Genomic DNA, 12,729 nt, shown 5'->3' on the forward strand with positions numbered 1-12,729 from the left:
TCCCATGTTAAGACTGCAAAACATCAGTAAACAGTTTGACGGAAAAGCTGCGCTCAGTGCCCTGTCGCTGGATATTCACGACGGGGAGTTCGTGGTGCTGGTTGGCCCCTCCGGCTGCGGTAAAAGTACTCTGCTGCGTCTGATTGCCGGGCTGGAGAACGTCAGCGAGGGCGCAATCTGGCTGGGCGAAGAAGAGATAACCTTCCGTTCCCCGCGCGATCGCAACTTTGCGATGATCTTCCAGAATTATGCCCTATTTCCGCACCTGTCCGTGCGCGACAACATCACGTTCGGCATGAAGATCCGCAACGAGGAGAAAGCCAGCTGGCAGCCCCGGATGGCACGGGTTGCGCAGATGCTCCAGCTCGACACATTGCTGGATCGCAAACCGGCGAAACTGTCCGGCGGCCAGCGTCAGCGCGTGGCCATGGCGCGCGCCATTGTGCGAAATCCGTCGCTGTTTTTGATGGATGAGCCACTCTCCAATCTGGATGCCCGCCTGCGCACCGAAGTGCGTGACAGCATTATGGCGATGCACCAGCAGCTCAAGACCAGCACCATTTACGTAACGCACGATCAGACCGAAGCAATGTCGATGGCTGACCGCATCGTAGTGATGAATGGCGGCCATGTGCAGCAGGTTGGCCGCCCGGAGTACCTGTATGCCCACCCGGCGAACCTCTTTGTTGCCGGGTTTATTGGATCCCCGGCTATGAACCTGCTTTCGCTGCCATGTGATGAGGGCAACGTGCTGTTGGGCGAAAATCGCCTGCCGCTGCCTGCGCATGCACGCCACGAAAACACCGTCTGGCTGGGTATCCGTCCGGAACACATTACCGACTCGCCACACGCTGACCAGTTGGTGCTGCCCGCGACCGTCACCCAGCGCGAATTGATGGGGGCCGACTACCAGCTTCACCTCAGCACGCCCGTCGGCCCCCTGCGTTATATCCGCCGCCACCGGGGCGATGTTCCCAACAAAGGGGACACTCTCAGTGTCGGTTTTTCACCCCTTGATTGTCACCTTTTTAGCGTGCAAACGCGCCTTAACTTACTCCAGGAGAAAGACCATGCCTAAGCCTCTGACAAAGACGTTGCGAGTGCTTACTTACAGCATCACCCTTGCGATAAGCGGTACAGCGCTGGCGCAGGAGAAAATCGATTTTATGTTTCCCGCGCCGGTGGACGGCAAACTGACCATGGAGATGACGCGCGTTATTAAGGCGTTTAACGACTCGCAAAAAGAGGTGGAGGTGCGCGGGATTTTTACCGGCAATTACGATACCACCAAGATGAAAGCGGAGTCCGCACAGAAAGCAGGCCAGCCGCCTGCACTGGTGATCATGTCGGCCAACTTCACCACCGATCTGGCGTTAAAAGATGAAATCCTGCCGATGGATGAGCTGTTTAAATATGGCGACAAAAAAGCGGGAGATTTCCTGCAAAACGATTTCTGGCCAGCAATGCACAAAAATGCGCAGGTGATGGGCGTGACCTACGCCATTCCATTCCATAACTCCACGCCTATTCTGTACTACAACAAAACCCTGTTCGATCAGGCGGGCATTAAACAGCCACCGCAGAACTGGAAAGAACTGCTTGAGGACGCAAAAAAACTGACCGACCAGAGCAAAGGACAGTGGGGTATTATGCTGCCTTCCACTAACGACGATTACGGCGGCTGGATCTTCTCTTCACTGGTGCGCGCCAACGGTGGCAACTACTTCAACGAGAACTACCCTGGCGAAGTCTATTACAACGCGCCCACTACCATCGGCGCACTGCGTTTCTGGCAGGACATGATCTACAAAGATAAAGTGATGCCCTCCGGCGTACTGAACTCCAAACAGATCAGCGCCGCGTTCTTCTCCGGCAAGTTGGGGATGGCAATGCTGAGTACGGGCGCGCTCGGGTTTATGCGTGAAAACACCAAAGATTTTGAGCTGGGCGTGGCGATGATGCCCGCCCAGGCGCAGCGCGCCGTGCCGATTGGCGGAGCCAGTCTGGTGAGCTTTAAGGGCATTTCCGATGCGCAGAAAAAAGCAGCGTATCAGTTTCTGACCTACCTCGTCAGCCCGGACGTCAACGGATCGTGGAGCCGCTTTACCGGTTACTTCTCGCCACGCAAAGCCGCCTACGATACGCCGGAGATGAAGGCCTATCTGCAGCAGGATCCACGCGCTGCCATCGCAATGGAGCAATTGCAATATGCGCACCCGTGGTATTCGACCTGGGAAACGGTAGCGGTACGTAAAGCGATGGAAAACCAGTTAGCCGCAGTGGTGAATGACGAGAAAGTCAGCCCGCAAGCCGCCGCCGAAGCCGCGCAGAAAGAAGCCGATACGCTGATGAAGCCGTACGTCGAAAAAACGGCGCTGCAGTCCGTGAAATAACCCCTTCTGCCCCGCAGGGATGCGGGGTGAGTTGCGTTAAGTCAGAATATAAGCTGTCTCATTTTCGGACTCATCCGAACACAGCTATGGGGGCCTTACTTTTAATGCGGGTATAAAATCGCTGCAAACCTCTCACGGAGTAAACTAATGGATGTTACTCACCTGGACTTACAGGCAAAACTTCGGCTCGTTCTCATTAAAGCTGCAACGTTAGTACCAGCAGATGTGGGGCAACAATTATTAGCATTAATCACTCCTCAATCACTGGCAACCATGGCAGGGATTGTCGTGTTATGGGCCGGCGCGCATTTCTTAGGCGTAGGGGAAATAGCAGATATCATTTTACTCATTGTCGGCTGGGCAGCCATTGGTGGCGTGGCCGTTGAGGCCGGTAAAAAACTCTATGATTTTGCAATCAAAACCCATGCGGCCAGGTCAGAAATGGAGATTGATGACGCGGCAAAGGACCTGGCAGAAGCGATTACGCTTATTGGTATAAATACGGTTTTTGCCCTTCTTTTGCGTAAGAAACCTGATGATGTTTTTAATACCCACCTCAATGGCGCAAGGCTGCCGAAATATACGCAAAAAGTGGCGGCACGTTTAAATATGCCAAAAAATAGCCACCCCGGGTGGCGTTACCGACCTAAGATCAGATTTACCAAGAACCAGACAGCAGGAAATGGAGAAACATCCATTTCGGGTGATATTACTATCGGGCGCAATTTTGACAGAACAAAAACAACAGCAGAAGAGGCAGCACATGCTGTATTAGAAGCGATTTACCATGAAAGGGTACATCAATTTATTGCCGCAAAATTCTATTTATTCAGAGAATCCCGAGCCTATCTTCATCATTGTGGCTACTACAAATCCTATATTCTTCGCTACTTAGAAGAAACACTCGCCGAAACAATTGCTCTTTTAAGGGCAAATGGGGTTTCATCACGTTATATCCTGGAAGGTTTCCGATTCCCTCTCGGTGATAATTATCAAATAACCTACACTGCATTGCGGCACGAAGCTGCCGGTATTTTGCTTGGTCCAGTCACAGTCGGGGGAGCGATGTATAACGTCTATTATGGTGTTCAGCAATGATTGATGAGAAACAAGCAATTGAATCTGCCAAAACCTATGCACTTAAAAAGTTCAAAAATAACTGGGACTATAATTTTCATACAGCAACGCTGGTTGAAATTGAAGGTGCGCAGTTTTGGCAAATCAGCACCAATATTGCGCCGCCCCCTGACGCACCGTTCAATGAGCTATTTCTACCGTCGCCGATTAAGTACTATGTCAATCCTGAAACAGGAGAGTGTGTTGGTTATAAAAACCATCGCGACAAATATATCCAGAATCCTCGAGGCTAGCGTTTCAGTAAGCGCTTACCAACTCAGCGTTTGTGTGAGGGTGATCTGCTTGTTTTGCACATCCTCGGAAATCGCAAACATATCAGATTGCGGCTCGTCAGGTTTGCTCCATCTTTCCCCGTCCCACGCCGGGCGCGTGTCCTGCTGGTAGCCCATGCTGCGCAAATAGTCGCGTAGCGCCCCGGCATTGCTGGCATGCTCAAAGATGATGCTATTAGAGGACGGGTAGCCATCGCCATTGTGGAATTCGAAGTGATACGTCGGACTGATGCGCGGAGCCTGTGCAATGGCGTCCTGGGTTAAGGTGTGGTAATCCCAGAGATTGCGCTCGCTGTACACGGTCGTTTCGCCCACGCCCGACAGCATCAACCAGAGGAAAAAGAACAGCACTAACCCCAGCGCAACAATAAACAGCGCCACCCACTTCAGGCTACGCAACACAACGCAGAAAACCGGATTGCCCGTCATGGTTACTCCTCCCATCCGTTGGCGATGTGCAACACGCCTTTGTCGTCATACGAAGTGGTAAAGACCGCGCTGACAAACCGGTAAGGCACTTGCGGGTTACTCACACCGTAGTGCAGCGCATACGCCTGGGCGGGGCGCAGATCCTGGCCGTAGGTTCGCAGGCAATGCCCGGCAGCCGGATGAAAATCCCCATCGCCAGGTTCCGCATAAAACGCCTTACCTGACTGGTCATGAAACTCAAGGTGATCAATAAGATCGCCGGGCTGCACCGGATAGACAATGCATACGGCGTTCTCTTTCACTCCTACCTGTGCCGACTCGCGGTCAGGCAACCGATCGCCCGGGCCAGGGCACCCCGTCAACATCAGCACCGCCAGCAGCAGCATGCTTTTCTCTTTAACGACGCTTTTCATGGCAGCCCCCGGCATGCTCATGCCTCCCGCGCCAGAATGTTTGCTAAATACGACACCAGCTGATGGCGTTGCAAATAGGCGGTTACCTCGTGTTCCCACGCCCTGCCATCACCCAGCACGGCACGACTGTGGGTGCGCGCATAGAGATAACGGGTATCGTACAGGTTCAGCAGTGACTGGTTCATCGCATCAATGTTGGCGCCGGTTTTTTTACACTTTTCCTGCTGAATGGCCAGCGAGTGCAAAACACGTTGTCGCGTCTCTTCCGTGGGAGTGTAGTTCTGCTCGCTTAACTCGCTGAGCACCAAAAACTGCGGCTGGATGCCTTCCGCCAGCGCTGCCTGTAAACGGTCATGCCCGTCGAGGATAACAAACGAGGCCAGCCCGGCAATAAACCACACCAGAACCGGCGGCAACGCGCCTTCACGACACTTTTTGCGCCACCATTTTACGCGCCCACTGCTGGCCTCAACCGGATAACGGGCAAGCAGCAAATGGCCGCCCCACCACCAGTCGACAAAAGTGACTTTTTCCGGGTTTTGCAGGTCGGGAAAGTCCTCGCTGTACAGCGCCCAGTTAACGCCAATCTGCGCGCTACTGGCCGGGCTGTGAAAACGCCACTGCGTAAACGGCAAGGGTTGGTTCATGACATAGGGCGCGGTCGGTTTGACCTGCTCCATCGGGCGCAGTAGCCAGCGTCCCGGCGGTAACAGCGGGGTCGGAGCCTCCATTAATGCGCGGGCAAAATAGCGGCACCAGTGGCGTGGCCTGTCGGCCTGGCTATTTTGCAGGGCATTTTCGACATCCGCAGAGGTAATGGCCGGTATCAACAGCTGTTGGGCGGGATGCTCTGCGTTGAAAATGAGCCAGACACCCGAGTGGTCCTGCAGCATGGTGGCCCAGAATAACGTCTCGCCGTTCACCTGCAATGCCATCCGCCCGTTGTGCCCACTTTGCATCTCCATCGCCTGACCATCGCCGCTGCGTACCTTCAGCTCCAGCCCCTGCCAGCTCTCATTACGATCGAGAAGATCCTTCCACCAGTACTCTGTCATAGCGTTCTCCTTGCGATGCCCCGGAAAGTGTACGGCAACCTGCCTCACCAGATAACCATGATTAAAAAGTGGTTATTTGACCAGGCAGACACTTCATGGCGCGCGACGGCGGTATATTTATTAACCAACTCACTAACAAGGAACATCCCATGTCTCATTCTGAACAATTCTGCCACTCCTGTGGCATGCCGCTATCCGCACCGGATGCCCGTGGCCCGAGCGATCATTATTGCGCCTACTGCACAGACAGCGAAGGGAACCTGAAGTCCTGGGAAGAGGCGGTAGCAGGTCTCGCACAGTATCTCGATTCCTGGCAAAACGTGGGAATCGAAGAAGCACGGAAACGCGCTATTCGTTACCTGACCGCGATGCCCGCCTGGGCCGATCGGGCTTAACTACCGTGCCGTTTCGGAACCCACGTTACTCCGCGGGTTCCTTTATTTTCGGCGCATTGGCCTCGTCATACGCCGCCTGCGCAGCCAGTACGGCATCCATATTGTTTTCTACCCAGTGCGCCAGCACTGAGACGGTTTCCGTTAGCGTGCGTCCGAGCGGTGTAAGACTGTACTCGACCGAGACCGGCACGGTGTAAAACACTTCACGAGCGATAATGCCGTCGCGCTCAAGCTTACGCAGCGTCTGGGTCAGCACCTTCTGGGTGATAAGCCGGATGTCCCGTTTCAGGCCATTAAAACGCATTGGCCCGTTTTCCAGCCGCGCCAGCACCAGCAGCGCCCATTTGTCTGCAAGACGTGCCAGCATGTCGCGCGTGGGGCAACGGTTATCGTAAATATCGTAAGGAATGGACGGCTTAATCATAACGACAACATCTCGTAGTAGGTTTCCTCAAGGAAACGTAGTGCCCTTCGGGTGCCTTCTTCCGCAACCGCAGCGCGGTGTGTATAACTCAGACCTAAGTTTCTATTTGATACTAAGGTGCCAAAAATGGCAAAAATTCTGCTACGGACCAGAAAGGAATAAGGATGATTAGCCGGTTAAATACTGCATTTATTCGCTTCGCCTCACACCCGGACTTCGGCAAGCTGCTGTTACGCCTGACATTTGGCGTGTTGATGCTGTTTCACGGTGTGGCCAAAGTGCAGCATGGTGTGGGCTGGATTGCCGACATGCTGGTTGCCCAGGGGTTACCCGGTTTTATTGCTTACGGCGTGTTTGTGGGGGAAATCATTACGCCGGTACTGATAATTATCGGGCTGTTTACCCGCCAGGCCGCGTTGATTTATGCCTTCAATATTCTGGTGGCGACCTTGCTGGTGGGTACCGATAAATTTTTTACCCTGACCAACGTTGGCGCGTGGGGACTGGAGAGCGAAGCTCTCTATTTTCTGGGCGGTCTGTGCATTATGTTTTTGGGCGCGGGGAAATATGCCCTGTCCGCCGATAAAGAAAAAGAATGGCGTTAGTTATCTCTCATTAACAGGAGAAAAATATGTCAATTGTTGTGATTTATTATTCAGGTTATGGACACACCAAAGCAGTAGCCGAGAAAGTGGCCGAAGGCGCAAATGCACAGCTTATCGCCGTGGACAATAATGGCGAGATTCAGGAGAGCGACTGGCAGGCACTGAATGAGGCAAAGGCGATCATTTTTGGCGCACCGACTTACATGGGCGGCGTGCCGTGGCAGTTTAAAAAATTCGCTGATGCCAGCTCCAAAGCCTGGTTCACCCGCGCCTGGCAGGACAAAGTCTTTGCCGGTTTCAGCAACAGCGCCAGCCTGAACGGTGATAAACAGGTTTCGCTGCAGTACCTGCAAACTCTGGCATCACAGCATGGCGGCATTTGGGTCAGCCTCGGCCTGCTGCCGGCGAACACGCTGGCCGCAACCCGCCAGGATATCAACAACCTTGGCGGCTCCGTTGGCCTGCTGGTACAGTCTCCGTCCGACGCCGGCGCCGACCAGATCGCCTCCGGCGACCTGGATACCGCAGTGAAATTCGGTCAACGCGTGGCGGATATCACCCACCGCTTTCACTGAGTTCAACTGGTATGAATAAGATAAGGCCGGGGCAACCTGGCTTTTTTATCTCTCTGCTGACTTCACGACCTTTTCAAACCGCTCTGCGCTCATTACCTTGTTTCCGTCGCGGCGTTCAAGGGTGAGTGTATTGCCTTTGATCACCAGCACCGGGTTTTGCGTGGGGTGCATCACATCCACCCATTCGCCGCTGCGGTTTTTTTGCAATACCTCATAGACGGAAGGATTACCGTCCTCCATGACAAACCAGTAGCGCAGCCGGTTTTTGAACGTATCCGGCCCGGTCATCAGCGTGCGCGGTTTGTTCGGGGAATCGACTTGCTGCCATGTAGCGGCATGGGCTGCGCCGCAGGCGAACAGGGCCAGCAGAAGTAATGTTTTATTCATTCTCATCCTTCGCTCTTTTCAACATTCCGCGTGGCGAACTCGCCCTGCAGCCACTGTTTAATTTGCTGCACGTCTTGCCGCTGCGCTTTTTCATGGCTGGTGACAAAGTAGTAATTCCCGCCGGGCAGCTTGCCAGGTGCGGCGATGCGCAACAGCTTTTGTGCCAGCGCATTCTGGATCAGCAACTCGCTGGCAAGCAGCACGCCCTGCCCGGCAATCGCCGCCTGAATCGCATGCGTTTCATCATCAAAACGGATGCCGGATTGCACCGACAAATTCACGGGGCCAAAGGCGGCTTTCCAGTGCGCCCAGTCCGGCTCTGGCGTGGGCACATGGCGGTTTTCAATATGGAATAACGTTAAGCCCGCTAAATCCTCCAGGCTTTGTAACGCCAGTTGTGGACTGGCCACCAGCACAAAGTGATCGCGGTACAGCAGTGTGTTATCCAGTGACTCATCGGCCTGCATGCTATAGCGGATCGCGCAGTCCGCCATACCGCTGCGCACATCCACCAGCCCGGTGCTGCTGTGCAAGCGCAGCTCCAGCGCAGGATGCTGACGCTGTAAAGACGGCAAACGCGGCACCAGCCAGTTGGTCAGAAAGTTGGACGTGGTACTGAGCGTCAGTGCCGCTGTTTGCCCAACGCTAGCGATGGTATCCACGGCCTCGCGCAGCGTGGCGAAGATATTACCGGACGCACGAAACAGGATCTCACCCGCCGCCGTCAGCGTGACGGCACGAGCCGAACGCGTGAATAAGCGTTGATCCAGTGACGCTTCCAGGATGCGGATTTGGTGGCTGATAGCCGTCGGCGTGACGCCGATTTCATCCGCTGCACGTTTAAAACTGGCATGGCGGGCAACCGCGTCAAACGCGCGGATAGCGGTAAGCGGAGGTAAGCGGCGCGGACGCATAGCTGAATTTAACTCATCTCTGGCTGAAAAAAATGACTTTGATTACACCTGCTACCAGGGCTTAGCCTGTTAAGCATCGCGAATAATCCGTGAGGATTATTCATCCATTGCAGATTAACAGGAATTCCCTATGACGCAACTTAACGCGCTCGCGTCCTCCTCTTTTGCCCGATACCGCCCTTTGCTGGCACCCGGCATTGCTCAGGCGCTCATTGCGCTGGATTACGCCATTGTTTATGTTGCGCTGCCCACACTGGCCCGGCAGTTACATCTTTCACTCAGCGAGATGCAGTGGGTCGTGTCCCTTTATGGGCTGACCTTCGCCGCGCTGCTGTTACCCGGTGGTAGCTTGTGCGACCGCTTTGGCGCGCGGCGGATCTTCAGCATCGGTATGGCGCTGTTTTTGTTCTCTTCACTGCTCGGTGGACTGGCGCTGAACGGAACATTGCTGCTGGTTGCCCGCGGTGGGCAAGGCATTGCGGCAGCGCTGCTACAACCGGCAATCCTGGCGCTAATGGGGCAACGCTTTCAGGGGGAGTCGCACCGACGGGCGCTGGCTATCTGGAGTGCGCTCGGCGCGCTGGGCCTGGTGGCCGGGGTGGTGCTGGGCGGTGTGCTCACCGCATTGAGCTGGCGGGCGATATTCCTGATTAATCTGCTCCCCGGCCTGCTGGCTCTGTGGTGGGTAAAGCATGATGACCCGATAGTGCCCGTGCAACACCCGGCAGAACGCACCGGCTTCGGTGCGCTGGTGGGCTGCGCGGCGGCCGGGGCGCTGGTGTGGGCAATGATGTGCTACGCCGGGAATGGCGCTGCGGATTATGTCGCAAACCGGCTGGCGGCAGCCATGCTGTTGGTGTTTATTCTGCATGAGCGCTTTGCGCCGCAGCCGTTATTGTCCCGCAGGTTGCGCAGCCTGCCGGGCCTGCAAAGCGGCTGGCTGAGTAGCGCCTTTTATATGGCCAGCGTCGGCAGCCAGTTTTACGCGATGACGCTGTTCTGGCAACAAACCCTACAGCGGGATGCCGTCACTACCGGGTTGTTGTTCATCCCGCTCGCAGTACTGATTGTGACAGGGAATGCACTGTACACCCGGCTCATAGCGCGTTACACCAGCGCCAGCGTATTAGTGATCGGCTTTGCCTGCGCGGCGCTGGGGTTATGGCTGCTGGCCAGCGCGCTGCCCACGGCTCATGCGCCGATCTTTATGCTTGGGATAGTGCTGAGCGGCCTTGGTCACGGGTTGATTTATCCGGCGATGTTCGCCGTCGGCCTGGCCGCTGTGCCCGCATCACTGCAAGGACGCGCCAGTGCGCTGATGGTCACCAGCCAGTACACCGCCGGGGCAATAACGCTCGCTGCCCTCTCGCTGCTGATCGGTTCGCAACCGGATATAACGCACTGGTCAGCCGCCTTCCAGCTGTTATCTGGCGCTGCAGCGGTGGGGGCGCTGGTCGCGCTTTGCGCACCCCGACGTTAGCTACTGGCCTCCCCACTTTTCACAAAATGCCTCGATATGCAGCTCCTGAAAATCGGCCATCCGCTCGATAATCGTTTCCAGCGGCCAGTCCCACCAGGCAATCTGCTGCAACTGGCGGCCAATGTGCGGTGAAAAACGCAGCCGGATGGTTCTGGCGGGAACACCGCCGACAATGGTGTACGGCGCGACGTCTTTGCTTACCACCGCGCCAGCAGCAATCACCGCGCCGTCTCCCACGGTGACACCGGGCAGGATTATTGCCGCATGGCCAATCCACACATCGTTGCCGATGGTGACGCTGTCGCCGCGGCGACGGGCAAAAAAGTCATGATCGCGCGTGGCACTGGCAGAGTAGTACTCCGGGCAATAAGTAATACGATGCTGTGACGGGCGCTCCATGGGATGATTAGGTGCGCCAATGCGCACATTATTGGCAATCGCCGTGAACTTGCCGATCTCCGCATCGGCAACGGTGCAGTATTCCCCCAGATAGGAGAAATCCCCCAACGTGCTGTACTCCATCAGGCTATTGGCGAGCACTTCGCACTGCTGACCAACCCGGCATTCGCGCATACGCACGCCGGGATCGATCCAGGTTTCAGCTAATTTTACGAGCTTCATTGTTTTTCCCCTCATCACAGGTAGCGCCACTGTATGAAAGATCTGTGTAGGGAAAATGACGGGAAATGGCGGGGAAAATAAAGCCGCCTCAAAGCGGCTTAATGTCATTGAGCGGTACGTGTTACTTCGGGTTGTCCTGCATCCAGCTTCGTTTCGGATGTGGAACATAATCGCGCACCTGCTGCTCAAGCGCGTTGCTGTGATACATGTCGATGCATTTCATCAGATTGAGTTTGATGTTATTCCCCTCGTGAGAGGCATACTGACGCGACAGGAACTGATCCGCCAGTTCCCCCATCTTGCCCGCGCCGTTTTCCGCATCGTACTCGCTCCAGTTACTCAGGCCGCTGGCGCTGGCAGAGGCATCTTTACTGGCCCCTGGTTCACTGGCATACGCTTTTGCGACACAAAGCGCCAACGCGGCATCCTTGTAATTTTGTGCATAAGTACGGCTGGCCGCAGCAGGACGTTCAGCAGCAGCGCTAAACGATATTGTCATCAGCAAAACAAACACTTTTTTCATGATAAAGCCCGGAAGTTGCCATGCCCGGTTTATTATTAACGCCGGGTCGTTGAAATAATAGTGATCATCGCAATAAGCACTATTCCACTGTGTAGCGTAGCCAGTATCGTTGCTTCACCCCGAGATTTTAAAGAGTATTGAGCATTTAATCGGCCGATCACCGAGCGCATAACTTCAAAGGGTAACAAGGTCAGGCGCCACCAACGCGACTGAAAAAAATCAGCAGTAACAGCCATATAACGCCATCCCCTTCACCCTCCCCCCTACTATTTATAGTGGCCGGTGCAGAAACACTGAGACGTTATGCCTGGCAGTGCCTATATTACCCGCGATAAATCGTGTGAACGCCGCACTATTTACAAGCCTGTGAGATTTTACTCAATGGCAAGATATTATGAATACAGGGAAAGATGATGATTAAAATAAAATGGCTGTTACTCGTGGTAGCGTTATTTATTGTTGTGAAGGTTATTTTCTTCATTGCGACTGATGACAATAAAACAAAAGACGTTACAGCTGTGACAGCAACGGCTATTGAAACGCCTCATGAAGGCTACAAACGCTACGAGGCAGGTTATGGACTGAGCCTTGAACTGCCTGAAGCATGGGTGCTGATGTCGGCAGAACAAGCCAAAGAAGTTGATAAAGCGAGCGCGTCTGCAACCGGCATGCTCCAGAGTGAAAAAATCCTTTCACTCACTGCGAATGCAAACCGGGAAGGCAAGCTAAATACCGCGACAGTCAAAGTGACGTTTACCGATAACATGATCGAACGTGATGACTTGCGGCACTTCAGCCGGGGTGACGTCGACGACGTGTGTGAGGTGATCACCACGTCAATAACGCCAGCATTGAAAAAGATCAACAGCGAGCTTACCAGCGCTGTTAACTGTTCCCTGTCCAGTGTGAATGGCACTCCCGCTTTTCTTGCTGAGTTTCATCGCAAAGGTATCCTCGACAATGACGACTGGGAGATGAAGAACTACCAGATCCCGCTTGAAGAGAAAACAGCAGTCCTGACCGTCTCCTATAACACCACGAGCCAGGCCAGCAAAGATGAGATTGAAAAGGTATTGCGCAGTGTGCAGTTTCACTGACAGAGACTG

At 54.5% G+C, this 12,729-nt stretch carries 17 protein-coding genes; 9 read left to right on the plus strand and 8 right to left on the minus strand.

What is annotated here, in order from left to right; translation table 11 throughout:
• Positions 1–4 precede the first annotated feature (4 nt).
• The 4 genes from ACUY4S_RS20260 (at position 5) to ACUY4S_RS20275 (ending at position 3,763) form a co-directional block, all read left to right on the plus strand.
• Entirely contained in the window at positions 5–1,078 is a 1,074-nt protein-coding gene (locus ACUY4S_RS20260) for an ABC transporter ATP-binding protein (protein ID WP_312686942.1), read from the plus strand.
• Positions 1,071–2,393 (plus strand): ABC transporter substrate-binding protein, encoded by a 1,323-nt coding sequence (locus ACUY4S_RS20265; RefSeq protein ID WP_458021711.1) that lies wholly within the window; start codon positions 1,071–1,073, stop codon positions 2,391–2,393. Before ACUY4S_RS20260 ends, ACUY4S_RS20265 begins: the two co-directional genes overlap by 8 nt.
• Before the next feature lie 147 nt (positions 2,394–2,540).
• Complete coding sequence (locus tag ACUY4S_RS20270; protein WP_458021712.1) at positions 2,541–3,491, plus strand: hypothetical protein; 951 nt, start codon at positions 2,541–2,543, stop codon at positions 3,489–3,491.
• Positions 3,488–3,763, plus strand: a complete 276-nt coding sequence (locus tag ACUY4S_RS20275) for a hypothetical protein (protein WP_458021713.1) — start codon at positions 3,488–3,490, stop codon at positions 3,761–3,763. The genes ACUY4S_RS20270 and ACUY4S_RS20275 overlap by 4 nt, the downstream gene beginning before the upstream one ends.
• 15 nt (positions 3,764–3,778) lie before the next feature.
• Here the strand turns inward: ACUY4S_RS20275 and ACUY4S_RS20280 are convergent, their stop codons facing one another.
• Genes ACUY4S_RS20280 through ACUY4S_RS20290 form a run of 3 tightly spaced genes read right to left on the minus strand, consistent with a single transcriptional unit; the run spans position 3,779 to position 5,699 of the window.
• Entirely contained in the window at positions 3,779–4,231 is a 453-nt protein-coding gene (locus ACUY4S_RS20280; protein WP_458021714.1) for a hypothetical protein, read from the minus strand.
• A gap of 2 nt (positions 4,232–4,233) precedes the next feature.
• Complete coding sequence (locus ACUY4S_RS20285; RefSeq protein ID WP_458021715.1) at positions 4,234–4,644, minus strand: putative T6SS immunity periplasmic lipoprotein; 411 nt, start codon at positions 4,642–4,644, stop codon at positions 4,234–4,236.
• Between the two features lie 17 nt (positions 4,645–4,661).
• Positions 4,662–5,699, minus strand: a complete 1,038-nt coding sequence (locus ACUY4S_RS20290) for a hypothetical protein (protein WP_312686936.1) — start codon at positions 5,697–5,699, stop codon at positions 4,662–4,664.
• A gap of 149 nt (positions 5,700–5,848) precedes the next feature.
• Here ACUY4S_RS20290 and ACUY4S_RS20295 point away from each other — a divergent pair, with 149 nt between their 5' ends.
• Positions 5,849–6,094 carry a zinc ribbon domain-containing protein gene (locus ACUY4S_RS20295; RefSeq protein ID WP_312686935.1) on the plus strand — a complete coding sequence of 82 codons (246 nt, stop codon included), beginning with the start codon at positions 5,849–5,851 and terminating at the stop codon, positions 6,092–6,094.
• A 25-nt stretch (positions 6,095–6,119) separates the two neighbouring features.
• On the opposite strand, the gene ACUY4S_RS20300 is transcribed toward ACUY4S_RS20295, so the two are convergent.
• Positions 6,120–6,518: a winged helix-turn-helix transcriptional regulator gene (locus ACUY4S_RS20300; RefSeq protein ID WP_312686934.1), complete on the minus strand. Its 399-nt coding sequence runs from the start codon at positions 6,516–6,518 to the stop codon at positions 6,120–6,122.
• 164 nt (positions 6,519–6,682) lie between these two features.
• Here ACUY4S_RS20300 and ACUY4S_RS20305 point away from each other — a divergent pair, with 164 nt between their 5' ends.
• The gene (locus ACUY4S_RS20305; RefSeq protein ID WP_312686933.1) at positions 6,683–7,123 is read left to right on the plus strand and encodes a DoxX family protein; all 441 of its coding nucleotides are present in this window, start codon (positions 6,683–6,685) and stop codon (positions 7,121–7,123) included.
• Positions 7,124–7,149: 26 nt separating this feature from the next.
• Positions 7,150–7,698: a flavodoxin family protein gene (locus ACUY4S_RS20310; RefSeq protein ID WP_312686932.1), complete on the plus strand. Its 549-nt coding sequence runs from the start codon at positions 7,150–7,152 to the stop codon at positions 7,696–7,698.
• A gap of 45 nt (positions 7,699–7,743) precedes the next feature.
• On the opposite strand, the gene ACUY4S_RS20315 is transcribed toward ACUY4S_RS20310, so the two are convergent.
• Both ACUY4S_RS20315 and ACUY4S_RS20320 read right to left on the minus strand, forming a co-directional pair.
• Positions 7,744–8,085, minus strand: coding sequence for a hypothetical protein (locus ACUY4S_RS20315; RefSeq protein ID WP_458021716.1), 342 nt, complete (start codon positions 8,083–8,085; stop codon positions 7,744–7,746).
• A gap of 2 nt (positions 8,086–8,087) precedes the next feature.
• The gene (locus tag ACUY4S_RS20320) at positions 8,088–8,999 is read right to left on the minus strand and encodes a LysR substrate-binding domain-containing protein (RefSeq protein WP_312686928.1); all 912 of its coding nucleotides are present in this window, start codon (positions 8,997–8,999) and stop codon (positions 8,088–8,090) included.
• Between the two features lie 130 nt (positions 9,000–9,129).
• Between ACUY4S_RS20320 and ACUY4S_RS20325 the strand changes: the two genes are divergently transcribed.
• Complete coding sequence (locus ACUY4S_RS20325; protein WP_458021717.1) at positions 9,130–10,479, plus strand: MFS transporter; 1,350 nt, start codon at positions 9,130–9,132, stop codon at positions 10,477–10,479.
• Here ACUY4S_RS20325 and ACUY4S_RS20330 read toward each other — a convergent pair whose 3' ends face one another.
• Positions 10,480–11,100 (minus strand): DapH/DapD/GlmU-related protein, encoded by a 621-nt coding sequence (locus tag ACUY4S_RS20330; RefSeq protein WP_458021718.1) that lies wholly within the window; start codon positions 11,098–11,100, stop codon positions 10,480–10,482.
• A gap of 121 nt (positions 11,101–11,221) precedes the next feature.
• Positions 11,222–11,623 (minus strand): T6SS amidase immunity protein Tai4 family protein, encoded by a 402-nt coding sequence (locus ACUY4S_RS20335; RefSeq protein WP_458021719.1) that lies wholly within the window; start codon positions 11,621–11,623, stop codon positions 11,222–11,224.
• A 410-nt stretch (positions 11,624–12,033) separates the two neighbouring features.
• Here ACUY4S_RS20335 and ACUY4S_RS20340 point away from each other — a divergent pair, with 410 nt between their 5' ends.
• A complete protein-coding gene (locus tag ACUY4S_RS20340) occupies positions 12,034–12,720 on the plus strand; it encodes a hypothetical protein (protein WP_458021720.1) in 687 nt (228 codons plus the stop codon).
• Positions 12,721–12,729: the final 9 nt, after the last annotated feature.

This window comes from Kosakonia beeri (assembly GCF_054165705.1).